General features: G+C 64.1%; 17 protein-coding genes. 11 read left to right on the top strand and 6 right to left on the bottom strand.

The features are described 5' to 3' along the window. Positions 1–198 precede the first annotated feature (198 nt). The 4 genes from infB (at position 199) to ribF (ending at position 6,926) form a co-directional block, all read left to right on the top strand. Positions 199–3,165 carry a translation initiation factor IF-2 gene (gene infB / locus BBBF_RS07595; RefSeq protein WP_033509818.1) on the top strand — a complete coding sequence of 989 codons (2,967 nt, stop codon included), beginning with the start codon at positions 199–201 and terminating at the stop codon, positions 3,163–3,165. 301 nt (positions 3,166–3,466) lie between these two features. Then, on the top strand, positions 3,467–4,051 hold the full coding sequence (rbfA, locus tag BBBF_RS07590; protein ID WP_003814603.1) for a 30S ribosome-binding factor RbfA: 585 nt from the start codon (positions 3,467–3,469) through the stop codon (positions 4,049–4,051). Between the two features lie 42 nt (positions 4,052–4,093). Continuing rightward, positions 4,094–5,386 carry a tRNA pseudouridine synthase B gene (locus tag BBBF_RS07585; RefSeq protein WP_017143574.1) on the top strand — a complete coding sequence of 431 codons (1,293 nt, stop codon included), beginning with the start codon at positions 4,094–4,096 and terminating at the stop codon, positions 5,384–5,386. A 280-nt stretch (positions 5,387–5,666) separates the two neighbouring features. After that, positions 5,667–6,926 carry a bifunctional riboflavin kinase/FMN adenylyltransferase gene (ribF, locus tag BBBF_RS07580; protein WP_003823255.1) on the top strand — a complete coding sequence of 420 codons (1,260 nt, stop codon included), beginning with the start codon at positions 5,667–5,669 and terminating at the stop codon, positions 6,924–6,926. 141 nt (positions 6,927–7,067) lie between these two features. On the opposite strand, the gene radA is transcribed toward ribF, so the two are convergent. Continuing rightward, positions 7,068–8,468, bottom strand: coding sequence for a DNA repair protein RadA (gene radA, locus BBBF_RS07575; protein WP_013390212.1), 1,401 nt, complete (start codon positions 8,466–8,468; stop codon positions 7,068–7,070). Between the two features lie 85 nt (positions 8,469–8,553). Here radA and BBBF_RS07570 point away from each other — a divergent pair, with 85 nt between their 5' ends. Together BBBF_RS07570 and BBBF_RS09710 are read left to right on the top strand one after the other, a co-directional pair. Next, positions 8,554–9,183, top strand: a complete 630-nt coding sequence (locus BBBF_RS07570; RefSeq protein ID WP_003818877.1) for a hypothetical protein — start codon at positions 8,554–8,556, stop codon at positions 9,181–9,183. Between the two features lie 124 nt (positions 9,184–9,307). Then, positions 9,308–9,397, top strand: a complete 90-nt coding sequence (locus BBBF_RS09710; RefSeq protein WP_003817716.1) for a 30S ribosomal protein bS22 — start codon at positions 9,308–9,310, stop codon at positions 9,395–9,397. Positions 9,398–9,564: 167 nt separating this feature from the next. Here BBBF_RS09710 and rpiA read toward each other — a convergent pair whose 3' ends face one another. Then, positions 9,565–10,263 carry a ribose-5-phosphate isomerase RpiA gene (rpiA, locus tag BBBF_RS07565; RefSeq protein ID WP_003814612.1) on the bottom strand — a complete coding sequence of 233 codons (699 nt, stop codon included), beginning with the start codon at positions 10,261–10,263 and terminating at the stop codon, positions 9,565–9,567. A gap of 149 nt (positions 10,264–10,412) precedes the next feature. Further along, positions 10,413–11,492 carry a ribonuclease H family protein gene (locus BBBF_RS07560; protein WP_013390211.1) on the bottom strand — a complete coding sequence of 360 codons (1,080 nt, stop codon included), beginning with the start codon at positions 11,490–11,492 and terminating at the stop codon, positions 10,413–10,415. A 230-nt stretch (positions 11,493–11,722) separates the two neighbouring features. On the opposite strand from BBBF_RS07560, the gene BBBF_RS07555 reads away from it, so the two are divergent. Beyond that, on the top strand, positions 11,723–17,605 hold the full coding sequence (locus BBBF_RS07555; RefSeq protein WP_033509815.1) for a beta-N-acetylglucosaminidase domain-containing protein: 5,883 nt from the start codon (positions 11,723–11,725) through the stop codon (positions 17,603–17,605). A 112-nt stretch (positions 17,606–17,717) separates the two neighbouring features. Here BBBF_RS07555 and BBBF_RS07550 read toward each other — a convergent pair whose 3' ends face one another. Together BBBF_RS07550 and pgm are read right to left on the bottom strand one after the other, a co-directional pair. Then, on the bottom strand, positions 17,718–19,142 hold the full coding sequence (locus BBBF_RS07550) for an FAD-dependent oxidoreductase (RefSeq protein ID WP_003821816.1): 1,425 nt from the start codon (positions 19,140–19,142) through the stop codon (positions 17,718–17,720). A gap of 380 nt (positions 19,143–19,522) precedes the next feature. After that, complete coding sequence (pgm, locus tag BBBF_RS07545; protein WP_003814621.1) at positions 19,523–21,199, bottom strand: phosphoglucomutase (alpha-D-glucose-1,6-bisphosphate-dependent); 1,677 nt, start codon at positions 21,197–21,199, stop codon at positions 19,523–19,525. A 541-nt stretch (positions 21,200–21,740) separates the two neighbouring features. Between pgm and BBBF_RS07540 the strand changes: the two genes are divergently transcribed. Further along, entirely contained in the window at positions 21,741–21,911 is a 171-nt protein-coding gene (locus BBBF_RS07540) for a hypothetical protein (RefSeq protein ID WP_225840968.1), read from the top strand. Between the two features lie 60 nt (positions 21,912–21,971). Here the strand turns inward: BBBF_RS07540 and BBBF_RS07535 are convergent, their stop codons facing one another. Continuing rightward, positions 21,972–22,274, bottom strand: a complete 303-nt coding sequence (locus tag BBBF_RS07535) for a Spy0128 family protein (RefSeq protein ID WP_021647734.1) — start codon at positions 22,272–22,274, stop codon at positions 21,972–21,974. Here BBBF_RS07535 and BBBF_RS10020 point away from each other — a divergent pair. The 3 genes from BBBF_RS10020 to BBBF_RS07525 all read left to right on the top strand — a co-directional run bounded on the left by BBBF_RS10020 (position 22,258) and on the right by BBBF_RS07525 (position 25,850). Next, a complete protein-coding gene (locus BBBF_RS10020) occupies positions 22,258–22,428 on the top strand; it encodes a hypothetical protein (RefSeq protein WP_162175198.1) in 171 nt (56 codons plus the stop codon). The two genes, BBBF_RS07535 and BBBF_RS10020, sit on opposite strands and share 17 nt — an antisense overlap. A gap of 107 nt (positions 22,429–22,535) precedes the next feature. Beyond that, positions 22,536–23,114 carry a hypothetical protein gene (locus tag BBBF_RS07530; RefSeq protein ID WP_003821809.1) on the top strand — a complete coding sequence of 193 codons (579 nt, stop codon included), beginning with the start codon at positions 22,536–22,538 and terminating at the stop codon, positions 23,112–23,114. A gap of 657 nt (positions 23,115–23,771) precedes the next feature. Next, the gene (locus tag BBBF_RS07525; protein ID WP_021647737.1) at positions 23,772–25,850 is read left to right on the top strand and encodes a glucose PTS transporter subunit IIA; all 2,079 of its coding nucleotides are present in this window, start codon (positions 23,772–23,774) and stop codon (positions 25,848–25,850) included. Positions 25,851–25,872 lie beyond the last annotated feature (22 nt).

The following is a 25,872-nucleotide window of genomic DNA, read 5'->3' as shown; positions in this document are numbered from 1 at the left end:
GCGGTGACGCGCGGCCGACGGCACATCCAACGTCCCTAGTATGCTGGACACGGCACACCGGGTGTGGATGCGTTATGCCGTCATGCCACGGGATCGAGATATGAGGTAACACGACCATGGTTGCACGATGAAACGGGCAGAATCCGTCATCGGAAAATAGCCGCGCGAGTCTACGCGCGGCCCAGAATTAGGAGTAATGTGGCGAAAAAACGCGTGTACGAGCTTGCCAAGGATTTTGGCGTCGACAGCAAAACCGTCCTTGACAAACTCAAGGACATGGGTGAATTCGTAAAATCAGCTTCTTCGACGGTTGAGGCGCCGGTGGCGCGCAAGTTGAAGAACGCCTTCCAGAAGGGCGAGGCGAAGCCGGGAGCGTCCGCAGCGGAACGCAAGACACCGGCTCCCGCACCGTCGGAGCATCGTGCTCCCGCAGTCAAGCCCGCACCTGTAGCCAAGCCCGGTCTGGGCAAGAAGCCCGCCGCGGCACCGCGTCCGGCGGAACCGCGCTCTGCGGCGCCTGCTGCACATGTGCCGTCATCGAATCGCGGCACGACGCCGCGCGACAATCGCAACGAATCCCGCGGCGACATGCGTGACGCTCGACCGAACCGTGAAGGCGGCGAGAACCGTCCCTCACCCGCGCAGCGTCACAATCCGCACGCGCCTTCAGGGCAGCGCGGCGCCTTCCCCGGCCCGCGTTCCCACCAACCCGGTCACGGCGGCAACGCCGGCGGCCGTCCGCAGGATTCCCGAGGAGGCTCCCATCAGGGTCAGCCGCGCCAGGGCCAGCAGCCGGGCGCAGGCAGCGCACCTTCCGCCAACGGCGGCGCCCGTCCGTCGACTCCGGGGCCTCGTCCCGGCAACAACCCGTTCAGCCGCAAGCAGGGCATGCACGCGCCCACCCCGCGCGACATCCCCCGTCCGCACCCGATGGCCCGTCCGACCGTAAACGGCAACCACAACGACAATCGCGGCGGCCGTGGCGGTCGTCCCGGCGCAGGTCAGGGCGGTCGCGGAGGATTCCGTGGCGGTCGTCCCGGTCAGGGAGCGCAGGGCGCCAAGCCGGGGCAGTGGGGGCATAACCGTCCGGGTCAGACCGGCGGCGCCCGTCCCGCGGGCGGCAACCGCTTCGGTGCCGGCGCTGGCACCGGCGCTGGTCAGGGCGGCGGCTTCCAGAACAACTCCAACACGTCCGGAACCGGTCCGTCGCGCGGCGGCGGTCGCGGTCGCGGCGGCGCGGCCGGCGCATTCGGCCGTCAGGGCGGCAAGTCGTCCAAGGCCCGCAAGAACCGTCTCGCGAAGCGTCAGGAATTCCAGGAGATGAAGGCGCCCGTCATCGGCGGTGTGCGCATCCCCACCGGCAACGGCCAGACCGTTCGCCTGCGTCAGGGCGCCTCGCTCGCCGATCTGGCGGAGAAGATCAACGTCAACCCGGCGGCCTTGGTCACCGTGCTGTTCCATCTCGGCGAGATGGCCACGGCCACCCAGTCGTTGGACGAATCCACCTTCCAGATCCTGGGCGAGGAGATCGGCTGGAACATCCAGATCGTCTCCGCCGAGGAGGAGGACAAGGAGCTGCTGCAGCAGTTCGACATCGACCTTGACAGCGAGGAGCTGCAGGAAGACGCGGATCTGAAGCCGCGTCCGCCGGTCGTCACCGTCATGGGCCATGTCGATCACGGTAAGACCCGACTGCTCGACACCATCCGCAAGACCAACGTCATCGCCCGCGAGGCCGGCGGCATCACCCAGCGCATCGGCGCCTATCAGGTGACCGTCGATCTGGAAGGCGAGAAGCGCAAGATCACGTTCCTCGACACCCCTGGCCACGAGGCGTTCACCGCCATGCGTGCCCGCGGTGCCGAGCTCACCGATGTCGCGATTCTCGTGGTCGCCGCCGATGACGGCGTGATGCCGCAGACCGTCGAGGCCATCAACCACGCGCAGGCGGCCAAGGTGCCGATCGTCGTGGCCGTCAACAAGATCGATAAGCCGGGCGCGAACCCGGAGAAGGTCCGTGGCCAGCTCACCGAGTTCGGCCTCGTGCCGGAGGAGTACGGCGGCGACACCATGTTCGTCGACATTTCCGCCAAGCAGGGCACCAATGTCGACAAGCTGCTCGAAGCCGTGCTGCTCACGGCCGACGCCGACCTCGACCTGCGCGCGAACCCGGATATGGACGCCCGAGGCGCCACCGTCGAAGCCCGACTCGACAAGGGCCGCGGCGCTGTGGCGACCGTGCTCGTGCAGCAGGGCACCCTGCGCATCGGCGACGCCATCGTCGCCGGCACCTCGTACGGCCGCGTGCGCGCCATGCTCGACGAGAACGGCAACCATATGAAGGAAGCCACCCCGTCCACGCCCGTGCAGGTGCTGGGTCTGACGTCCGTGCCGACCGCCGGCGATCTCTTCCTGGTCGCATCCGACGACCGCACCGCCCGCCAGATCGCCGAGAAGCGCCAAGCCACCGAACGCGCCGCGCAGCTCGCGAAACGCCGCAAGATCGTCTCGCTCGAAAGCCTCAAGGAGCAGTTCGCCAAGTCCGAGGTGGACATGCTCAACATCGTCATCAAGGGCGACTCCTCCGGTTCCGTCGAGGCGCTGGAAGACTCCCTGATGAAGATCGAGGTGTCCGACGAGGTCGGCATCCAGGTCATCCACCGCGGCGTCGGCGCGATCACCCAGAACGACGTCAACCTCGCGACCGTCGACAAGGCCGTCATCATCGGCTTCAACGTGCGCCCGAACCGTCAGGTGGCGGATCTGGCCGACCGTGAAGGCGTCGAGATCAAGTACTACTCGATCATCTACAAGGCGATCGAAGACATCGAGGCCGCCCTCAAGGGCATGCTCAAGCCGGAATACGAGGAGGTCGTCACCTCCCACTCCGAGATCCGCGAGATCTTCCGCTCCTCCAAGTTCGGCAACATCGCCGGCGTCATGGTGCAGGACGGCGAGGTCAAGCGCGGTACGAAGTGCCGTATCCTGCGCAACGGCGTCGCCACGGTCAACGACCTGGAGATCTCCTCGCTGCGTCGTTTCAAGGACGACGTGCAGTCGGTCAAGGAAGGCTACGAGGCCGGTATCAACCTCGGCACTTTCAACGACATCGAGCTCGGCGACATCATCGAGACCTTTGAGATGCAGGAAGTCGAGCGCAAGTAAGGCGCATATATACATGGGAGGCGGGCGCTTTCGGGTGTCCGCCGCTTTTTCGCGGACGGGCGCAGCGAACCATTCTCATTACGGTTCGTGCGCCCCCCGTTTTTCGCCAATGAACAGTATTCGCTGCTGATGGCCGGAACTCCGGGCTTTTCGGTTTTGTTCGATTGTGCGCTAATGTGCGCAATCCCCGCATGTTTCTTATTGAGAACGATTCGCTGTGAGCCTTCGAGTAGGGGATGTGCGAATATGATACGAGTGATATTGTCAGCGGTTCGCCGCGCAATCGAGGAAAAGGATTTTTATGGCAGGAACGAACCCGCGCGCCGCACGAGTCGCGGCGCTGATCCAACGGGTGATCGCGTCGTCGATGGAAGCTCAGCTGCACGACAAGCGGCTTGCGAGCGTGACCATCACCGATGTGCGCGTCACCAATGACTTGCAGATCGCCAAGGTGTACTGGACTCAGCTTGGGCATGATGGGCGCGAGCAGGGGGAGCGCAAGCGCGCCAAGCAGGCGCTCGATCAGGCGAAAGGGCGGCTGCGTTCGCTGGTCGGCTCCAAAGCCGGCCTGCGACTGACCCCGCAGCTGCAGTTCATCTATGACGAGGTGCCGAGCGAGGCGCATGAGATCGAGGATATCCTGGCTGTCGCGCACAAGCGTGACGAGGAGATCGCCAAGGCGCGCGAGACCGCGCAGTACGCGGGCGACGCCGACCCGTACAAGCATCCTGAAGAGCGCGATGACGACGAGTTTGACGATGACGACGAGTACGACGAGTACGCGGACGACCTCGACGATGACGACGTCGAAGGCAACGGCATCGGCGTCGAGACCCTGGAAGATGACGCCGAGAACGCGGCGGACGAGGCAACGGGCGACCGCTGAGCCTCATATCAGCGGTTCTGCGAGACGGGAGAGAATTCACTGATGGGGACCGTACCCGAAGCCTCGGGCGGCGAGCAGGCTCCGATCGTGGCTACGCAAGCCGCGCCTGTGGCTGGCTCCGCCGCGCCGGCGACTCCTACGTCGGGATTGTTGGTCGTGGACAAGCCGCGTGGCGTCACCAGTCATGACATCGTCGCGGCTGCGCGCGGCGCATTGCATATGAAAAAGGTGGGGCACGCCGGCACCCTCGACCCGATGGCCACCGGCGTGCTGGTCGTCGGATTCGGCAACGCCACGCGGTTGCTGAACCATATCGTCGAACACGACAAGACCTATGAGGCGACGATTCGCCTCGGCCAGTCCACCACCACCGATGATGCCGATGGCGAACTGCTGTCGGCTACCTCGCCCGAGCGCTGGCAAGAGCTGCTGGCATTGCCGGTCGCCGGTGGGCCTCAGTCGGCTGGCGAGAATGGGCCTGTGAACGCGGCCAAGGGTTCGGCCGTGGCAGCCGCAAAGGTCGCGGATGACGGCTCCGCGTATCATCCGCATCAGGAAGCGTTTTTGCCGGATGGCCAGCAGCTGTGGCGCGACCGTATCGATGACATCATCGCATTGCAGCTCACCGGCAGCATCGAGCAGGTGCCGAACACGTTCTCCGCAATCAAAATCAACGGTCAACGTGCCTATGATCTGGCCCGCGACGGCAAGGACGTGCAGCTCAAGGCGCGTCGGATCACCGTCAGCGCGTTCGGTGTGCTGGATGTGCGGTTCGGCTATGCCCCGACGCGGCAGCTAGGACTTCCGCTCGTCTCGGCGGCGGACGGGCGGGCAACGACGGAACGGGATGACGCGGAGGCGACGCCGGTGATCGACGTCGATGTGCGCGTCAGCTGCTCGGCGGGCACATATATCCGCGCGCTCGGGCGCGACCTGGGCGCGGCGCTGGGAGTCGGCGGGCACCTGATACGGCTGCGGCGCACGCGGGTGGGCGGTTTCGACGTCTCCTCGCCGAATGTCATCACCGCGCACGTGGAGACACGCGAGTACACCGACCGCAACGGCAACCACCAGTCCCGCAACCGCGCCGTGCTCGATGTGATTGGCGACGAGCTCGCAGGCAAGGCGCTGACGATGCTGGATGCCGCGCGAGGCACCATGCCGCTGCTCGCCATCACCGATCAGGACGCCGTCAACCTGCGGTACGGCCGGCGTATCCCCTATGACATCCACGGTACGGCCGCCGCGTATCTGCCGCAGAGCGGGGAAGTGGTGGCGCTCGTCGAGCGCGCCAAGCGTGGCGAGGCCAAGCCGGCCACCGTATTCGGCGCGTAATGCGTCACTGTGTGCGAGGCGCGTCACGCTGTGCGTCCACGCACACAGTGACGCAATGCCAGAAATCCTTATTTTCCAAAGGTTTTGTGGTATGCGTCACGCTGTGCGTCCACGCACACAGTGACGGCGCCCGCACACAGTGACGGCATCGGGACGGCATGATGCAAATCAGTTCATCATTTCGGTGGCGCAGCCGCACTGGTGGCGGGTATCATGGAAGGCCGGAACCATGCCCACAAGCCGCATATACGGCGCAACACGTGAAGGAACACCATCACCCATGAAAATCACGACTCTTGCCCCGGACGCCTCCGGGCTGGTCGAATGGCCGACGCTGAGTGCCAACAGGAAATCCGTGGTCACGGTCGGCGTGTTCGACGGCATGCACCGCGGCCATCAGGCGGTCATCCGCCGAGCGGTGGAACTCGCCAAGGCCGACAAGGCGTTTTCCGTGGTGGTGATGTTCGACCCGCGTCCCGGTGTCGTGCACGCGTACGCGGCCGCCCATGACGGGCAGGAGCCGGGCGACGGCTTCTGCGACCCCATGGCGCTGACCAGCGTCGACCAGAGGCTGCGGACGCTGGAGAACCTTGGCGTGGACCATGTGCTGATCGTGCGCTATACGCTGGCGTTCGCCACGAAATCATATCGGTTCTTCCTCGGCCAGATGGTCGGCAAACTGGGCATGCGCACGCTGGTGCTGGGAACGGATGCGGCGATGGGCGCCAACCGCGCTGGCGATGTGAAGGCCATCGGAGTCCTCGCGCAGGCCACCGGCGTGTTCGAGCTTGAGATCGTCGACGACCGCGGCCCAGGTCATGTGCGCGTGCCGGCCGACGTCACCCCGCAGATGCCGAGCGAGCCTGGGGAGCCTGTGGATCCGACCGAAGGCATGACCAAGGCGCAGCTGCGCGCGTGGAGCAAGAAGCATCAGGGGCGCGAAGTGCGCGTGTGGAGCTCGACGAACGTGCGATACCTGCTCGCACATGGTCGTATCAAGGCCGCCGACGAGATCCTCGGCCATGCGCACGCCATCGAGGGAACGGTGGTGCACGGCGAGGAGCGCGGCCGCACAATCGGTTTCCCGACGGCGAACCTGGGGAGCATGATTGACGGTTATATTCCGGTGGATGGCGTGTATGCCGGCTGGCTGATCGATTTGGGCGCGGCGGGAGCGCCCGCCGACTCCGACGAGAACGCCTCCGACGGCAACAGCGGCAGCGGCAATGCCTCGGTGATTCCGCGCGTGTATGATTCTGGCTCATCCAAGGCCAGGCTCGCCGCCGAATCACCCTACCGGTGGCCGGCAGCGATCTCCATCGGCACGAAGCCGACCTTCAACGAAGAGACCGGTCTCAATGAGCGGGTGGTCGAGGCGTACGCGGTCACCGACGAATGGCTGGACCTGTATGGTCACGACGTGCGCGTCGAATTCGCGGGATTCCTGCGCCCGCAGGTGAAATTCGACAGTGCCGATGCGCTCAAGGACGAATTGACGCGCAACGTTCAGGAGACCAGGGAACTGACCTCCGCGCGTTGAGCGCGGCAGGAGCACCCGACAGACGCCGGTCTCTCCACCTGCGTCAGAACGGTATCGGCATAGGCTCGCATGCGCTGAATCGCGCCGCTATCGTGCCTCGCGTATCTTGCGCGTGCCGTGTCGTCACCGTCACCGTCACTGTCAGACGACGCCCAGAGACTCCAGCGCGTCGCGCAGATGCGTCACCTCTACGATGCGCAGCCCCTCGATGGTGACACGCTTGCGCATCGGCGGCACCACCGCCGTGGCGAACCCGAGCCGCGCGGCCTCGCGCAGCCGGTGCTCCAGCCGCGGCACCGGCCTAATCTGCCCGGTCAGGGAGATCTCGCCGATGGCGCACGTGTCTCGCGCGATTGGCTTCGACCTGGCCGCACTGGCCAGCGCCGCCACAATCGCCAGATCACAGGCTGGTTCCTTCGCCAGTCCTCCCGCGATCGTCGATACATACAGGTCGTTCGCCAGCAGGTTCACCTTGCCATGTCGGTACAGCACGGCGGTGAGCATAGCGATGCGGTTCGTCTCGACCCCCACCACCGCCCGTCGCGGTGTCGGCAGCACGGAACTGGTCACCAGCGCCTGAATCTCAATGGGCAGGCTGCGATGGCCGTCCAGCGTGAACGTCACGCACGTGCCCTCCACACGTTCGTCGGCGGACGACAGGAACAGTCCCGAGGGATCGCTGACCTCCTCGATGCCCTCGCCACTCATATCGAAACACCCGACCTCATCCGTAGGCCCGAACCGGTTCTTCACCGCCCGCAGCATACGCAGCGCCGTTTCCGGATCGCCCTCGAACTGGCATACCACATCCACCAGATGCTCCAACGTGCGCGGGCCGGCGATGGACCCGTCCTTGGTGACATGCCCGACCAGGAGCACGGGGATGTTCAGCGTCTTCGCCGTGTCGATCAGCGCGCTCGCCACCTCGCGCACCTGCGTGGAGCCGCCGGAGATGCCATCAACGTCTTGCGAGACGATGGTCTGCGCCGAATCCACGATCGCCAGTGTCGGCCGCGTCCGCTCGATCAGCCCCAGCACGGTGGCGAGATCGGTGGTGGACGCCAGCAGCAGGTTCTGCTCCATCGCATTGACCCGCGACGCCCGCAGCCGCACCTGCGCCTGCGATTCCTCGCCGGAGACGTACAGCACCGAGCCGTTGGGCTGGCCTGCGGCGATGTTGCCGGCGGTCTCCAGCAGCAGTGTCGACTTGCCGATGCCGGGTTCGCCCGCGATCAGCACGACCGAGCCGGGCACGATGCCGCCGCCGAGCACACGGTCGAACTCGCCGAAACCCGTGGACAGCCGTGACGCCGTGGACGTGTCTATCTGGGTGATGGGCGTCGCCGCGCTGACGATGGACGCGGCCGCCTGCGTGCGTGAGGTGCGGCCCGGCGCCGCGGTGCGCGACGACGATGCGGCGGGACGGGCCTCGTGGAATTCCTCCACGGTGCCCCACTGCCCGCACTGCGGGCAGCGGCCCACCCATTTGAGACCATCCCAACCACATTCGCTGCATACATATCGCGTCGCCGACTTCACCATACCGCAGACCTTAGCACAAAGCGGCACGCCGACGTCGCCGGCGAAACGATGCCGTTGCGTCGTATGCGCGTGAGAGAATCACAGCATGGCAAAGACTCAATCCCCTTCCTATCCGCACGGTAGTTCCGCATCGCGCGGCAAGCTGATCGTCGTGATGATCGTCGCCGCGCTGGTCGTCGTGCTTGCGCTGCTGTCCGCGTTCGTATGGCCCGGTTGGGCATTGAACAAGACGGACGAAGTGACGAAGGTGCAGCAGCAGACCGCCACCGAGCCTACCAAGCCGAGCATCAAGGCCACCGCGCTGCCGGATGACGCATCCGAACTGCTCAAGGCGATGCCGGACAGCGTGCTCAACTACGCGCGCACCAAGGCGGGCGCCAGCGAGACCTGGAAGTCCGCGTCGCCGCTGGAGGAGTACACGCTCACGTACTCCACGGGCAAGTCGGCGAAGGACGTGACCGTCATCGTCGCGCAATGGTCGGACTCCGACACCGTGAAGAAGCAGTACGACGAGCTGGCGAAGAACCTGACCGGCAAGGAGCTGAAGTCCGGGGACGTCAAGGTGTCGGGCAAGAGCACCGGCAGCTACACGGTGAGGGCCGACAGTAAGGATGGCAAGACCGCGACGGCGTTGTGGCAGAACGATACCGCCGTGTTCGAGGTGACCGGCTCCAAGGAATCCGTGCTGCGGTTCTACGAGCCGTTCCCGCTGTGATTTCGTGATAATTCGGGGTGATTTGCGGATTCATGGCGGAAATGGAACGCGCGGATGCGTAAGTCCCTCAATACGTGTACTATTGGGCAAGTTGCAATCTTTAACGTACTAAGGGAGGCTGACGATGGGTTCGGTCATCAAGAAGCGCCGCAAGCGGATGAGCAAGAAGAAGCACCGCAAGATGCTGCGTAAGACTCGCCACCAGCGCAAGTAGTCGTTCGCTCGCAAGCGCGCACACAAAGCCCCGCGACCCTGTCGGCCGCGGGGCTTTTACATTCTCGTCCCCGCTGGCGGAAGCGAACTGGATATGACAGCGCCGGCAGACTCCGATGGGGGGGGGCTGCCGGCGCCGGGATTGAGGCGGCGATTCGCCGCGTTAGGTCACTTGTTGCCGTTGGTCATTACGCGTGGGCCGTTGGGGTCGCCGACGATGACCTTGTCGACCATGTTGAGGAACAGGCCGTGCTCGACGACGCCGACCGTGTTGATCAGGTCCTCGGCGAGATCCTGCGGGTGGTCGATGCGCTCAAGATGCAGGTCCACGACGAAGTTGTTCTCGTCGGTGCGCACTTCCTTGCCGTCGGCGTCGAGGCGCAGCACCGGCTTGTAGTTCTTGGCCTCGAACTGCTTGATGACGTGGCCGGCGCCGAACGGAATCACCTCGACCGGCAGCGGGAACTTGCCGATGGTGTCGACGACCTTGGACTCGTCCACGATCCACACGATTTTGTTGGAGTTCGTGGCCACGATCTTCTCCCACAGCAGTGCGGCGCCGCCGCCCTTGATGCCGTTGAAGTTCTTGTCCACCTCGTCGGCGCCGTCGATGGTGATGTCGATATGATCCACATCATCGATGTCCACGATCTTGATGCCGTAACCTTCGGCCTGCTCCTGCGTGCGACGGGAGGTCGTCACGCCGGTGAACTGCAGGCCCTCCTCCTTGACGCGGCGGCCGAGCTCATCGACCAGGAAACGCACGGTCGAACCGGTTCCGAGACCGGCGATCATGCCGTTCTCGATCAGCTTGGCGGCTTCGATGCCGGCCGCCTTCTTCAGTGCATCCTGCTGTGCCTTGTCCATCATGTACTCCTTGAAATGTCCGTGCATTCCCCTTGGAGGGAAACATGCTTCAAACTTTGGGATTGAAGTCCACCTCTATAGTATCCGGTTCGTGGAACGTCACCGCCGTTCGTCCGGGTTTTGGGAGGAGAACCGCCGCCATTCGGCTGCTATCCCTGCTTGTCCGTATAGAACGCGGCATTGTTGAGGGTGATGGTGCCGTCGCCGTTCACATATCCGTCCACGCGAACCAGTCCGTGGATGATGCGCGGCCGTCCGTCATATGTCGGGCTGGTGGATGGCGGGGGAGTAAAGCGCAGCGTGCCCGACGCGGTGAGGGCGGTCGGTGAGAGCCGCGGCGCCGCAGGTTCGGCCACAGAGCGTGTGGAGCTACCGGACTGTGTGTCCTCGGCCTGTGCCGAATTCGATGACAGTGCGACGGTCGCGTCCGATTCGGTCGTCATAGGAACAGTAGGAGTTGACATCGCAGTGGTGGATGATGTGTCCGACTGGGTCTCGCCGTAGTCGGGCACGCCTTCAGGTTCGGCAAGCAGCTCCGCCAACGATGGCTTGCGGATTCGCTTTGCGACGTTGTCGCCGTCCGATTCGTGCTCGGCTCCCGCTTCACCCGATTCCCCGCCTCGCCCGAGATGGTACTCCTGCGTGGAAATCTTGCCGTCCAGCAGCATCTGCGCATCCTCCGGCACGTCGGTTCCCTTGGCATACTCCGAAGCCAGCAGCGACTGCCATCCCTCCTTCGGCAGATATCCCTCCTGCACGCCGCTGCGGCAGTCGCCGGCATACGTGCGAGCCAGGTCGTCCACCTTCTCGTTGCCGGCGTTGCCCGCGTGCCCTTTGACCCACACGAACTTCACCGAGCCGGCGCGGCGCGACAGCTCGGCGTCGATCGCCCTGATGAGCGCCGCGTTCTTTACAGGCTTCTTCTGCGAGTTCTTCCAGCCGTTCTTCTTCCACCCGTGCACCCACTTGGTGGAACAGTTGATGGCATACTGCGAGTCGGTCTCGATGACCAGCGGCTCCGCGCCGGGATGTGCGCGCAGCGCCTCCAGCACTGCGCACAATTCGCCGATCTGATTCGTGCCGTTCGTGGCGCCGCCGGCATCGCAGTCGCCGCCGTGCTCATGGCCGCCGGAATGTGCCATGTTGAGTTCGTGGTCGGCCCAGGCCCAGCCCATTGGGCCGTTCGGATTGCCCAGGGCGCTTCCGTCTGTCGATACGGTGATGGTCATGACAACAACAGTAACGCACGCCGTGTCACGGCCATGAATCGCCGATGGGCTGCGACACGACCGAAAACGTCGCGATATTTTGTTAATTATATATACTGAATACTGACCAATGATGAACTCACACGAGTCCCCGTGTCACGATGATGCAAAGCAGCATGGTGACGAATAATTCAATGATGAGAGATTCAGCCGGCGCGTCCCCAGTGCCGGACAAGGAAAGGAACCCCAGTATGCGCAGTAAGGCATTAGGAGGCCTGCTTGCCGCGGCTCTGTCGTTGAGCCCGGCAGTGGCCATCGGCGTGCAGACGGCGTACGCGGCAGGCGGCGATACGGCGGCGACCGAATACACGCTGTACCCCAAGCCGCATTCGATCCGTTATGACAGCGGACAGTACATTCTTCGCGACATCAACGTCATCTATGACGATGACATCGATGAAGCCACCCAGGACCGACTGGACGAAGTGGCGGCGCTCAAGAACCTGAACGTCACCGAATCCGACGCCGCAGTCAGCGGCAAGACCAACGTCTATGTGGGCGTGAACGGTTCCGATGGCAAGGCCGAGACTGCCATCGAAAGCAAGTACAGCCCGGATTCCGCCATCTTCGACAAGACCGACTCATACTTCCTCAAGTCCGACAACGGCACGATCTCCGTGCTCGGCAAAGACACCGACGCCAGCTTCTACGGCCTGACCACCCTGTACCAGGTGCTCGGCCAGATCGATAGCCTGACGATCCGCAACTTCACCGTCACTGACTACGCCGATGTGGTCAGCCGCGGTTTCATCGAAGGCTACTACGGCAACCCGTGGAGCACTCAGGACCGCATCAACCTGATGAAGTGGGGCGGCTACTACAAGCTCAACTCGTACTTCTACGCCCCCAAGGACGATCCGAAGCACAACTCGCAGTGGCGTACGCTGTACACGCAGGACGAGCTCGACACCAAGATCAAGCCGCTCGCCGATGCCGGCAACGCCTCCAAGACGCGTTTCGTGTTCGCTCTGCACCCGTTCATGAACAACGCGATTCGGTTCAACTCCGAGGCGAACTATCAGGCCGATCTGAAGGTGCTGCAGGACAAGTTCGCGCAGACCATCGGGGTCGGCGTACGCCAGATCGCCATCCTGGCCGATGACGCGGCGAACGTGGGTGGTAACAATTACACCAAGCTGCTCACCGATATGGTCGCGTGGCTCAAGGAAATGAAGAAGACCTACCCGGACCTCAAGACCACGCTGCCGTTCGTCACGCAGGAATACATGGGCAACGGCATGAGCTACTTCGCCAACTTCCCCAAGGAAGTGCAGATCGTCATGACCGGCGGACGCGTCTGGGGCGAGGTCTCGCAGAACTTCACCGACACGTTCACCTCGAACGTCGGCCGCGGCCCCTACATGTGGATCAACTGGCCGTGCTCCGACAACTCGAAGAGCCACCTGATCATGGGCGGCTACGACACGTTCCTGCATCCGGGCGTCGACCCGTCGAAGATCCAGGGCATCGTGCTCAACCCGATGCAGCAGTCCGAGCCGAGCAAGGTCGGCATCTTCGGCAACGCCACCTACTCGTGGAACATCTGGCGGAGCAAGAGCGAGGCCGACCAGGCATGGCAGGATTCGTTCTCGTTCGTCGACCACAACTCCGCTGTGCCGACCGCCGCGTCGAACGCGCTGCGTGAGCTGTCCAAGCACACCATCAACCAGAACATGGATTCGCGCGTCACCGCGCTGCAGGAGTCCGTGGACCTGGCTCCCGCACTGACCGCCGCCAAGGCGAAGCTGGCTGACGGCACCATCACCGCCCACGACCTGACCGACATCAAGGCCGCGTTCGTCACGCTGCAGAAGGCAGCCAAGACCTACCGCGCCAAGGGCGATGCGAAGATGCTCGGCGACATCGGCAAGGACTACACCGGGCAGGACGCCAACGAGCAGATCGCCCCGTGGATCGACTGCTGGGATGACACCACCAAGGCCGCGCTCGCCTACATCGCGGGTATCGAGGCCGCGCTGAACGGCGACACGTCCTCGACGCTCAAGGAGTACTCCGACGCGCAGTCCGCGTTCGCCGCGTCCAAGAAGCACGGCTTCTACTACGTGAACCACACCGAGTACGCCGAAGTCGGCGTGCAGCACATCGTGCCGTTCATCAAGGCGATGGACTCCTACCTGTCCAACAAGGTGCAGCAGGAGGCCGACCCGAACGTCGTGACCAAGACGTACATCAGCGACGTGTTCACCACGCCGACCTCCGGCTCGATCGAAGACATCTTCGACGGCAAAGACAGCACGGTCACGGTGTTCCAGAACCCGAACTACCTGCACAAGGGCAACTACGTCGGCGTGAAGTTCAGCAAGGCCACCACGCTCAAGAGCATCCGCTTCGCGTTCAACGGCGGCAAGAACCACTTCTACCACTCCAAGCTGCAGACCACCACGGACGGCGAGAACTGGACCGACGTGCCGGATGCGACGTTCGAGCGCCCGAAGGGCTCCGAGGAGCCGATCAAAGTCACCGGTCTGAACATCACCGGCGTCACCGGCGTGCGACTGATCGCCACCGCCGACAACGGCGATGACCTGTGGCTCGGCATCAAGGGCATCGACGTCAACAAGGTCGAGAAGGAGACTCTCGCTCCGTACACGGCGACCGGCGTGCAGCTGGAGAACCTCAACGCCACCTACAGCAGCACCAAGGAGCAGATGATCGACGGCAACCCGTCCACGATCACCTACCTCAAGGACCCGAACGGCGACAAGATCGCGGCCGGCGCGGCCGTGATCGTCGATCTGGGCTCCAGCAAGCCGATCGGCGAGGTCACGATTACCGGTCATGCCTCCAGCCCCGACGACCGTCCGAGCCAGGGCGTCGTCGAGGTCAGCGATGACAAGGCCACCTGGACCAAGCTCGGCGACCTGAGCGACGACGTCACCTCCACGGTGAGCGGCAACGTGACCGGGCGCTACGTACGCATCCGCAACACCGCCGCCAAGAACGTGTGGTGGCGCGTGGCCGAGATCACCGTGACCCCGCCCGAGACCGCCGATCCGCTCAAGTCGGTGTACACGAACAAGACGCAGCACGGGTACACCGCCACGCTGGGCGCCAATACGGCGGAGCTGTTCGACAAATCGCACACGATGCTTGACGGCGGCCAGTACGCCGGACTCGATCTGCTGGCGATCCGTGATCTGACCGACGTCGAGCTGAACACCGGCAACGCGAACCCCAGCCTGCAGATCTCCGACAACGGACTCGTCTGGACCACTGTCGAGCCGGGCAACCTCACGGGCAAGACCGCCCGCTACGTGCGCGTGATCAATGACACCGACGGAGCGGCCTTCTCGGTCGACAAGCTCAAGGTCGGCTTTTCCACGGTCGGCAAGTTCGGCAAGCTGGTCTCGTCCGACATCCAGAAGCGCACCGATTGGGGAACCGACACCCGCGAAAGCGGCAACGCGTTCGACGGCGATATGACCACGGTCATCAAGTTCGCCGGCCAGCCGCGACGGGGCAACACCGCGGTGTTCGATCTCGGTCAGCCGATCGACATCACCTCGCTGCGCATCTACACGCAGGACACGCAGTACGACTACATCCGCGACACCAAGGTGCAGATGTCCGTCGATGGCAAGACCTGGGTTGACGCGTTCGAGATTGGCGACGGTGTGTCCGACACCGACACCACGACCGCGTTCGGCGACATAAGCGACACGAACAAGAAGACCGATTCCAACTACCCGAATGTCTTCTACTACGGCAAGGACGACATCGCCAACGGCACCGGTATGCGCTACCTGCGTCTGCTGACCACCGCCGACTACCCGCAGCGTGCACTCGCGTTCAACGAGTTCATGGTGAATCAGGGCGCCTACGTCTCCACCGAGGCGAACGCGGCGTTCTCCGCCACCAAGGTCGAGGAGCGCGGCCACGCGCCGAGCAACATGATCGACGGCGACCTGACCACCACGTACAAGCCGAGTGCGGCCGATGGCTCCCTGACCTACAAGATCGATGACCCGAGCGACATCAAGTCGTTCCGCATCGTGCAGTCGGGTGCCGCCAGTGGCGCGACCGTCACCGGTACGGTGTACGACGCGGCGACCGGAACCACTTCCGGTGTGACGGCTCGTACAGCCGCCCGCTCCACCTCCGAGGTGACGTTCGGAACGCTGGAACAGGCGATCAACGAGTTCAAGGTGCCGGACGGCAAGCAGCTGCTCAGCGTCAAGATCGCGTGGGGTGACGCCATCCCCGAGATCTCCGAGTTCATCACGCTCGACTCGGCCGACACCGACGCCGACATCACCACGGCCAAGGCGGCGCTCAAGGAGAAGATCGACGCGACCGTCGACACTTCCGCCTGGACCGCGAACGCCAAGACCGCGTATGACGAGGCCAAGGCCACCGCCCAGGCGGTGTACGGCAGCCCGCTGGTCGGCAAGGCTTCGATCGACGCCGCAGCCAGCGCCGTGCAAAGCGCCATCGACGCCGCGCAGACCAAGGCCGACGCTGCCGCGGTCGCCGCGCTGCGCAAGCTCGTGGATGCAGCCGTCACCAACGACGGCCACTTCTACACGACAGTGACGTTCACCGCGTACACCGACGCGCTCGACGAGGTCAAGGAAGCGCTGAAGGACACGAACAACCTGTCCACAGCAGACGCCGCAAGCCTCAAGAAGGCCGTCGATGACGCTCTCGCCGCGCTGAAGGACTCCACCTACCAGCGTGAGCTCGCGACGATCGCCGTCGACAGCTTCGCCACGATCGACGAGGCCGACTACACCACGAACTCCTACGCGGCTTTCAAGGCCGCTAAGGAGGCGCTCGACACCCTGATCGCCGCCGACGGCACCAAGCCGGCCACGTTCAAGACCAAGACCGCCGAGTACACCACCGCCAAGACCGCGCTGGTGAACGTCGCCGCCCTCAAGGCCCAGATCGCGCACGAGAGCAACTACGTGGAGGCGAACTACACCGCCGACTCGTGGAAGGCGTACTCCGACGCGCTCAAGGCCGCAAAGGCGAAGCTGGTCAACGGCACCACCGATTCGGTGGCCGCCGCGCTGACCGCGCTGACCGCCGCCGAGAACGCGCTGGTGCGCACCACGACGCCGCCCGACACCACCGTGCTCGACGAGACCATCGCCGACATGGAAAAGGTTAACGGCAGCGAGTACACCACCGACAGCTACAAGGCCCTGACCGACGCCATCGCCAAGGCGAAGAGCGACAAGGTCAAGGGGGATGCCGGCCTCAACCAGCAGAACATCGACGCCATGAAGGCGGCGAAGGAGGCCCTGGTCTCCACCGTCGAACTCAAGGCGAAGGTCGCCGAAGCCGGCAAGGTCGACTCGTCCAAGTACACCACGGCCAGCTACGAGGCGCTCTCCAAGCTGCTCGCCGCGAAGGACGACACCACCTCCGACCCGGTCGTCAAGGGTCTCGACACGCTGTACAAGTCCGGCACCGTCAAGGAGCTCGCCGAGCGCGTCGCCGCCATCGACGCTGCGGTCGCCAAGCTGGATGCCCGCGCCACCGGCGTCAAGGACTACGTGGACGGCATCAAGCTCAAGGACAACGACAAGGGCTATTACACCGACGCCAGCTACAAGGCCTACTCCGACGCCTACAAGGCGCTGAAGAAGCTGGCCGCCGCCGGTGAAGGCGAAGTCGGGATTGCCGAGTTCACCGAAGCCAAGGAGGCGTTCGAAGCCGCCGAGGCCAAGCTTGCCTACAAGTCCGCTGACTACGGCAAGATCGATGACCTGCTCGCCAAGGTCCCCTCGGACCTGAGCGGCTACACCGCCGACTCGGTGGCGAAGTTCGAGGCGGCCAAGAAGGCCGTGAAGCGCGGACTGACCATCGACCAGCAGAGCAAGGTCGACGCGATGGCCGACGCGCTTGAAGCCGCCATCAAGGGCCTGACTCTCAAGTCGCAGGCACCCGGTGACAACAAGGGCGACGGAACCCAGAGCGGCACTCATAAGGGTGACGACATCTCCAAGACCGGCGCCGACGTGCAGGTGTTCGCGATCATCATCGCGCTCGCCACGTGCGCTGGCCTGGGCGCCGTGGCCTACGCCCGTCGCCGCCGTGAGGTGTGACGGCAGGCTGACTAGCCGATAACCCAAGGGGCTCCCCTCCAATCCAAGGAGGGGAGCCCCGATTTGTTGGACGCTGTGTAAATGTATCGCGGACACGCGCGATCCGCGACCGTTACGCGAACAGGTCGTTCAGCGCTTCGGCCATGGTCGGATGCGTGAACATCATGTCGCGCAGTGTACTGGCCGGCGCGCCCATATCCATCGCCAGCTTGACGATGTTGATCACCTCGTGCGATTCGGCGGCGAGCAGCATCGCGCCGAGAATGCGGTCGGTGCCGTTCTCGACGAGCGCCTTCATCATGCCCTCCGGCCGACGCATCACCTGGGCCTTGGGCACCGTGGCCACCGGCAGTCGCTTGACCACGTAATCCAGTCCCGCCGCCTTCGCCTCGCGCTCATTCAGGCCCACACGCGAATACGGCGTGTGCAGGAACGTGCTTGACGGCACGTTGCGACGGTCGCTCAGCGTGTACGGGCGCGCGGAACCGTTCAGCTGAGACCATACTACGCGGTAGTCGTCCAGCGAGATGTACGTGTGCTGCGGGCCGCCGTTCACGTCGCCCAAAGCCCAGATGCCGTCGGCGGTGGTACGCAGCAGGTCGTCGACCTTCACGGCGCCGCGTTCGGTGAGTTCCACGCCCGCCGCCTCGAGATTCAGGCCCTCGACGTTCGGCGTGCGTCCGGTGGCCACCAACACCGCGTCGGTGGACAGGCACAGACGCGCTTCGGAGCCGACGTCCGACGTGCCCCTCATCGAGACGGACAGCCTGATGCCGTCATCCGCCGATGTGATCGCCTTGGTGTCCGCGCCGAACAGGAACCTGACCCCCTGCGATTCCAGCTGTGCACGGATCGCGGCCGCCACATCCTCGTCCTCGCGTGGCAGGAACTCGTCGCTGTGCTGCAGCACGGTGACCGCCGTGCCGAAATCGGCGAACATCGAAGCGAACTCAAGTCCGATGAATCCGGCGCCGATGATCACCAGCCGTTGCGGAAGCTCGTCGACGTCCATCAGACCGGTGCTGGTGTATACGCCCGGAGTGGTGCGAATGCCGGGAATGTCCGGAATGTGCGGCGTGGCACCGGTGTTGATGAACATCATGTCCGCGGCCACGGCGACCGGTCCGTCGGCGGTGGTGATTTCCGCACTGTGGGCGCCGGTGAAGCGCGCGCGGCCGGTGATCACGGTGATGTTGCCCTGGTCGGCCAGCTTATGGTAGTTTCTGTCGCGCAACATCGCGGTGACGCGCCGCTTCTCCCTGATGGCGGCTTCGAATGCCGCTTCGCGGGTTTCGGCGGTACGGTTCGCGCCCTCTCGCCGCGCCCGATCGGCGGAGAGGATCAGTGATTTGGACGGCAGGCATCCGATATTGATGCAGGTGCCGCCGTACATGTCGGCGCTCGCTTCGGCCACGACGACAGTTCGGCCCGTTGAAGCGAGCTTTGCGGCCAATGTCTTGCCTCCCTTGCCGAATCCGATGATGAGGGCGTTCGCGGAAATCGCGGATGGAACGTCGGTGCTGCTGGTGCTGGTCATGGTGATGTCCTTACTTATGCGGATGGTGGTGCGCCCAAACCGAGGTGTATCCGTCTTTCGTCCCCTTCCTTGGCGACGATGGGACCGGTCGACGCGAGTGGGCGCACCACTGTACGCACGCGCGCCGAAGTCGGAGCCGTAGTCCTGTCCTATGCGGCTATGATACCGTCATCATATCAGATGCGGTGGGCGGAGCGAAGCGTGAATCGGACTTATCCACATGGTTATCCACACCCGAGGTGGGCCCGGTCACGGCGTTCATCCAGACGGCCCATGGGTGTAATGCGAAGGCCCTTCGCGGAAGCTGATCCGCAAAGGGCCTCGGGGTCGGTCGTTTGGTGGCTAACGGGCCGCCAGCCCGGCCATGCGTTGCGTGGATCTCATTCGCCCAATGCCTTGTCGACGACGAGCTTGGCCTCGTCGAGCACCTTGTCGAGCGCCTCGGGGGAGACGAAGGATTCGGCGTACACCTTGTAGATGTTCTCGGTGCCGGACGGGCGGGCCGCGAACCAGTTATCCTTGGTGGTGACCTTCAGGCCGCCGATCTTGGCGTGATTGCCCGGCGCCTCGGTCAGCTTGGCGGTGATGTCCTCGCCGGCCAGCTGCGTGGCGGCCACGTCATCGCCGGTGAGCTTGGCGAACTTGGCCTTCTGCTCCAGCGTAGTCGGGGTGTCGACGCGCTTGTACCAGCTCTCGCCGAAGCGAGCCACCTGATCCTGATGCAGCTGCGCGGGGTTCTTGCCGGTCTTGGCGGTGATCTCGGCGGCCAGCAGGTCGGGGATCAGACCATCCTTGTCGGTGGTCCACACGCGGCCGTCGCGGCGCAGGAAGCTCATGCCGGAGCTCTCCTCGCCGCCGAACGCGACCTCGCCGCTGAACAGCGGATCCACGAACCACTTGAAGCCGACCGGAACCTCGACGAGCTTCGCGTTGATGGACGAGGCCACGCGGTCGATCAGGGAGGAGGAGACCAGGGTCTTGCCGATGCCGGTGCCTTCCGGCCAGCCCGGACGGTTGCCGCCGAACAGGTACTCGACGCACACGGCGATGTAATGGTTCGGGTTCATCACGCCCCAGTTCGGGCAGACGATGCCGTGGCGGTCGGCGTCCGGGTCGGTGCCGCCCACCAGGTCGTACTTGTCCCAGGCACCGGCGTTGAGCTGGTCCACGAGGCCCTTCATCGCGTACGGGGAGCTCGGATCCATGCGGATCTTGCCGTCGTGGTCGATGGTCATGAAGCGCCAGGTCGGGTCGACCTCGGGGCGCACCACGCCGATGTTCAGGCCGTACTTCTCGTTGATGAGCGGCCAATAGTTCACGGAGGCGCCGCCAAGCGGATCGATGCCCAGGCGCACGCCGGAGTCGCGGATCACGTCGAAGTCGATGACGTTGCCCAGGTCGGCGACGTAGTGCTCGCGGAAGTCGAAGCCCTCGACGTACTCGGACTTGATGGCCTCCTCGTAGGGCACTCGCTTGATGGACTTGAAGTCGCCGAGCAGTTCGTTGGCGCGGGCGGCGATGGCGTTGGTGGTCTCGGCCGGTGCCGGGCCGCCGGTGACCGGATCGTACTTGAAGCCGCCATCGGTGGGCGGGTTGTGGCTCGGGGTGACCACGATGCCGTCGGCCAGGCCCTCGCCTTCGAAGCGCTGGGTGCCGTCGGCCGCGCGGTTGTGCGTCAGGATCGCCTGGGAGACGACTGGCGTGGGGACGAAATCGCCGCGGGAGTCGACGCGCACGTGCACGCCGTTGGCGACGAGCACCTCTATGGCGGTCTTCTCGGCCGGACCGGACAGGGCGTGGGTGTCGCGTCCGAGGTACAGCGGGCCGGTGACGCCGGCCTTCTTGCGGTACTCGGCGATGGCCTGTGTGATGGCGACGATGTGGGCCTCGTTGAACGAGGTCTTCAGGGACGAACCACGGTGGCCGGACGTGCCGAAGATGACACGCTGCTCCGGAACCGCCGGGTCGGGGACGAGGTCATAGTACTTGCCGATGACTTCGTCGACATTGATCAGATCAGCTGGGGTGGCGGGCTTGCCCGCATTGTTTGCTACCATGCTTCTATTTTGCCACGACCGGTGTCATTTGGGTTACGTTTTTGTGAGAAATTGTGATTTTTTGTTCGAGAATGTTGGTGATGTTGCCGGGCGTGCTGCCTGCGCATGCCATGTGCGCCCAGCTCTATCCGCTCTGTCATTAGGTACACCGGTACATTACGGGTTCAAATAGCCGTTATCTGGTATCCCCCGTGCGAAATGGTCGTTTCAAAGCCCAAAAACGACCATTTCGCACATGCAATTGTGAATAACGGCTATTTGAACCCGTAATGTACCGGTGTACCAGATAAGAGGATGACGGCGGGGAGGGGGAAGGCGGAAAAGAATGCAGCGAAAAGAGACGCGGAGGAAAGGGACATGGCGGAAAAGGGGCACGGCGACAAGGATGCGAGGAAGCACGATTGACCCTAGAGGATTGATTAGTGGAGTGACAGAGTACGACGGATAGCCCCGGAGGACAGGATGGCGAAGGGCGGAACATAGGGGATGGAGACGCGGGAGGAAGGGACGAGTGGAAATGGCACGGCAGAGGCGGTCTGTGTTGGCCATCGACGCCGATATGCCAACGGCATGGGGAATCAAAGGCGCTTGGAACCGGCGAGAGGTTGATGGATTGGCCTTTGCCGCGAAGAGGGCGGCAATCACGATGGCACCGGTCGTGGAACCGGTCTTCGCGAGCGTCTTCACCGCATCGGCGGAAGGCGCGACCTGAACCTGCGGCTTGAAGATCGTGACCTTCGGCTTGCTGGGCTTGGTCGGCTTGGTACCGGGCTTAACTAACGAGCTCAGCCGGCTGCGTCGGCTCGCCAGGCTTCGTCGGCGCCTTGTGCATGTTGGCGAACGTGGCCGCGTCAACGGTCTCGCCATCCTTCGCATACGAGACGGCGGCGGTCAGCGTGTTGTCGGCCGTCGCGGTCACGGTGATGGTCGCCGCGTACTCGGTGCTGTCATACGTGACGCCATCGGCGTTGCCGGCGACCTGCACGAGCGTGTACTCGTACGTGCCGGCAGCGTCGAACGGCAGCTGGTCGAAAGTGACAGTGCCATCGGCTGCGTTCGTGGTAGTGCCCGGCATCCACCACGTACGCAGCCGCAAGGAGAACGTCTCCGATTTGCGCGACACCGTCGGCGCGACCGCATACGGCCATGTCGGCGACAACAACGATGCCGGTATACTCGACCGCCTGTCCACGAGCAAGTACAAGAACCCGGCCGAGCTGTCCACGTGAGGCGCAGACACCACCGGCCCAGACCTGACCACCAAGGGTGTGGGTAATTTCACGCAGGATGATGGCATCCCGTTGCAGGTCTGGGACGCGTCTGCGTCACCATCGGTATGCCCGCCTGCAAGTCCGGTTCGACCAGCGGTTGGACATGCGGCGTCGTCACCGCCGACAAGGTCACCGAAAGCGTGAACGACAACGGCGAGCTGCTCGACGTGTACGACTTCCACTTCAGCGCCTTCCTGCTGAGCGGTGACTCGGGCGGTGCCATCGTGTCCGGCCACTACTCGATCGGCGTGGATTCGTACGGCAACATGAGCTCCTGCGATGACGCGGCCGATGACGATGCGGTCGCCGGTGGCTTCGCCATCGTTGACAGCAAGTACAACGCCGAGGCGATGTTCAAGCACGGCTTCAACCTGTCCATCAACGTCGGACAGCCGAAGTTCGCCAAGCTCGCCGCCGGCCAGATATCCGGTATGGTCGATGCCGCCGCCGGCGCGAAGGTCACGGTGACGGTGGATGGCAAGAGCTACGTCGCGATCGTCGGGAACGCCGGTGCCTGGACGGTTCGTCTGCCGAAGGCGCTTGCGCCCGGCTCGCACAAGGTGACGGCCGTGGCCTCGCTGCAGTCCAAGGGCTCCGATTTCGCCACGACCGGAGCCGCCGCTTCCCGGAAGTTCACGCTGTAGCGGTAGCGGGTCTTCGCGGATGGGCGCCGTGATGCGTCCGTAAGGCGGCGTACGTGCGGGCTGAGCCGCGAGCGCGCCGCCCGCCCCGTCAATTGCGGGTGATGTCTCGCGCGGCGAGATCCGAAAATGGTTCCACGCCATACGGCCGGTCGGTGCTCTATGTTCCGACCGGTCGTCACGCTGCGCGGGTTTTGCGTCACTGTGCGCGGGCCGCGTCACGCTGCGCGACCCCTCGCACAGTGACGATATCCCCAAAGCCCAGTGATTGCAAGGGTTTTCGTCATAGCGTCACTTGGTGCGGGGTCGCACAGCGTGACGCGACCCGCGCACAGTGACGGGTGCCCGCGAAACATGCGTCGCGTGAGCCGGCGATGATGCTTATATGGATGTTTATATAGATGAAAGGCGGGCCGCATCGGCCACCAGCTCATCGTCCGAATGGTTGCGATGCCATCTTTGTGATTTATCGGCGTGTCGCAGTTCATCTGAAGTTAACATACCAATCGACTCGATGCAGGGTTGCAAGTCGACAAGACGCAAGACCTGAGATACGGATAGGACTATCCATATCTACTATCCATATCTCAGGTCTTTTTTTTGTTTTGCGACCCGGCACCGGAGACGGATCAATGGAAGATTCACGGAAAGGGATGTGAGATGGCAGCATCAACTGCATCGCAGATCATCGAAGCGATCGGTGGCGCGGGCAACGTCAAGAGCCTGACGCACTGCGTGACTCGCCTGCGTTTCGAACTCGTCGACGCGGGCAAAGTAGACCAGCACCGGCTGGAGACCATGAAGGGCGTGCTGGGAGCGGTGCCGCAGTCCGGCGACCGTTACCAGGTCGTCATCGGCGGCGCGGTCGCCACAATGTACGAGAACATCATGCACCTGCCCGAGATGGCGGGCGTCGGCGCTGGCAAGGGCGCGGTCGCCGGCGACAAGGCGCAGTCCGATGCCGACGTCAAAGCCGCCGAGCGCGCCAAGGTGCGCGGCAAAGTCGCGTGGATGGACTCGTTCTTCGAGTACCTGTCCGACTCGTTCCGCCCGATCCTGGGCGTGCTGCTCGGCGCGTCGATCATCATCGCCCTGATCAACCTGTGCATCTCCATCGGTATCGTGCCGGGCGAGGAAGCCAACACCAGCCTGGTGTTCATCAAGGCCATCTGGAAGGGCGTGTTCTACTTCCTGCCGATCATGATTGCCTACAACGCCTCGAAGAAGCTCAAGGTCGACCCGTGGCTCGGTGGCTCCATTATGGCCGCTCTGATGACCCCGCAGTTCGCCGACCTGATGGACTCCGAAAAGTGGAAGGGCGTGACCACCTGCGTCAAGAGCGCCACGCTGGGCACCACCTCCTGCTCGACCAAGGTGTTTGGCATTCCGATGCTGCTCAACGACTACAGCGGCAACGTGTTCGTGCCGCTGCTGATGGCTGCCGTGCTCGCGCTCGTCTACCACGGGCTCAAGAAGATTATCCTTGACAGCGTGCAGATCGTGTTCGTGCCGTTCTTCTCGATGATCATCGTCGGCGCCCTCACCGCCTTCCTCATCGGCCCGCTCGGCATCCTCGCCGGCAACTGGCTCGGTGTCGGCTTGGCCTGGCTCAACGGCCACGCCCCGTTCATCTTCGCGATCCTGATCCCGATGCTCTACCCGTTCCTTGTGCCGCTCGGCCTGCACTGGCCGCTCAACGCCCTGATGCTGATGAACATCCAGTCCCTTGGCTACGACTTCATCCAGGGCCCGATGGGCGTGTGGAACTTCGCCTGCTTCGGCGCGACCGCCGGCGTGCTGTTCATCTCCATCCGCGACAAGAACAAGGACATGCGCCAGACCTCGCTCGGCGCCCTCGCCGCCGGCCTGCTCGGTGGCGAGGGCGAGCCGAGCCTGTACGGCATCCACCTGCGCTACAAGCTGATCTACAAGCGCATGCTGGTCGGCTGCTTCGCCGGTGGCGTCGTCATCGCGGTGCTCGGCTGGCTGTTCCCGTCCGTCACTGCAGCCGGCGAATCGGTGCGCGGCGTGACCACCAACGCGTTCGCGTTCACCTCCCTGCTCACCATCCCGGTGTTCAGCCAGATGTGGGTGTACGCCGTCTCCATCGCCGTGTCGTTCATCGTCTCGATGGTGCTGATCATCATGCTCGATTACCGTACTCCCGAGCAGAAGGCCGAGATGAACGCCGCCAGCGAGTCTGACGGGACCGCCGTCGAGACGGCGCCGGCGGACGCTGCACCGGTGGCGACCGCCACCGCGACCGCTACTGCCACCGCCGTTCGCACCACCACGGTCGGCGCCCCCGTCGCAGGCCATGTCGTGTCGCTCGACGACGCCGGCGACCCGGTGTTCGCCTCCCGCGCGCTCGGCGAGGGTGTGGGCATCCAGCCCACTGATTCCACCGTGGTCGCGCCGGTCTCCGGCGTGCTGCAGACCGTGGCCGAGACCGGTCACGCCTTCGGCCTGAAGACCGACGACGGCATCGAAGTGCTGGTGCACGTCGGCATCGACACGGTGAAGATGAACGGCGAGGGCTTCCACGTTGCCGTCAGCGCCAACCAGCGCGTGAACGCGGGCGACACGCTGGTGACCGTCGACTTTGATAAGGTCAAGGAGGCGGGATACAGCACCACGACACTGATGACGGTGCTGAACACCGCGGCGCTTGCCGGCGTCACCCCGAAGACGGGCGTGGACGTGCAGGCGGGCCAGGAAGTGCTGGACATCCAGCGCTGACCGCATCAAGAGCCAATCGGCG

The organism is Bifidobacterium bifidum ATCC 29521 = JCM 1255 = DSM 20456 (assembly GCF_001025135.1).
In the GTDB taxonomy this organism is placed as follows: domain Bacteria; phylum Actinomycetota; class Actinomycetes; order Actinomycetales; family Bifidobacteriaceae; genus Bifidobacterium; species Bifidobacterium bifidum.
This window is presented reverse-complemented; position numbering and strand designations above follow the sequence as displayed.

Bases quoted from the DNA above. Each gene is read 5' to 3' on its own strand.
- BBBF_RS07585 (WP_017143574.1), top strand. From the start codon at position 4,094: ATGGGGACCGTACCCGAAGCCTCGGGCGGCGAGCAGGCTCCGATCGTG.
- rpiA (WP_003814612.1), bottom strand. From the start codon at position 10,263: ATGGACAAGGCACAGCAGGATGCACTGAAGAAGGCGGCCGGCATCGAA.
- pgm (WP_003814621.1), bottom strand. From the start codon at position 21,199: ATGGTAGCAAACAATGCGGGCAAGCCCGCCACCCCAGCTGATCTGATC.
- BBBF_RS09710 (WP_003817716.1), top strand. From the start codon at position 9,308: ATGGGTTCGGTCATCAAGAAGCGCCGCAAGCGGATGAGCAAGAAGAAG.
- BBBF_RS07555 (WP_033509815.1), top strand. From the start codon at position 11,723: ATGCGCAGTAAGGCATTAGGAGGCCTGCTTGCCGCGGCTCTGTCGTTG.
- ribF (WP_003823255.1), top strand. From the start codon at position 5,667: ATGAAAATCACGACTCTTGCCCCGGACGCCTCCGGGCTGGTCGAATGG.
- BBBF_RS07570 (WP_003818877.1), top strand. From the start codon at position 8,554: ATGGCAAAGACTCAATCCCCTTCCTATCCGCACGGTAGTTCCGCATCG.
- rbfA (WP_003814603.1), top strand. From the start codon at position 3,467: ATGGCAGGAACGAACCCGCGCGCCGCACGAGTCGCGGCGCTGATCCAA.
- BBBF_RS07560 (WP_013390211.1), bottom strand. From the start codon at position 11,492: ATGACCATCACCGTATCGACAGACGGAAGCGCCCTGGGCAATCCGAAC.
- BBBF_RS07530 (WP_003821809.1), top strand. From the start codon at position 22,536: ATGCCCGCCTGCAAGTCCGGTTCGACCAGCGGTTGGACATGCGGCGTC.
- BBBF_RS07525 (WP_021647737.1), top strand. From the start codon at position 23,772: ATGGCAGCATCAACTGCATCGCAGATCATCGAAGCGATCGGTGGCGCG.
- BBBF_RS07535 (WP_021647734.1), bottom strand. From the start codon at position 22,274: ATGCCGGGCACTACCACGAACGCAGCCGATGGCACTGTCACTTTCGAC.
- BBBF_RS07550 (WP_003821816.1), bottom strand. From the start codon at position 19,142: ATGACCAGCACCAGCAGCACCGACGTTCCATCCGCGATTTCCGCGAAC.
- radA (WP_013390212.1), bottom strand. From the start codon at position 8,468: ATGGTGAAGTCGGCGACGCGATATGTATGCAGCGAATGTGGTTGGGAT.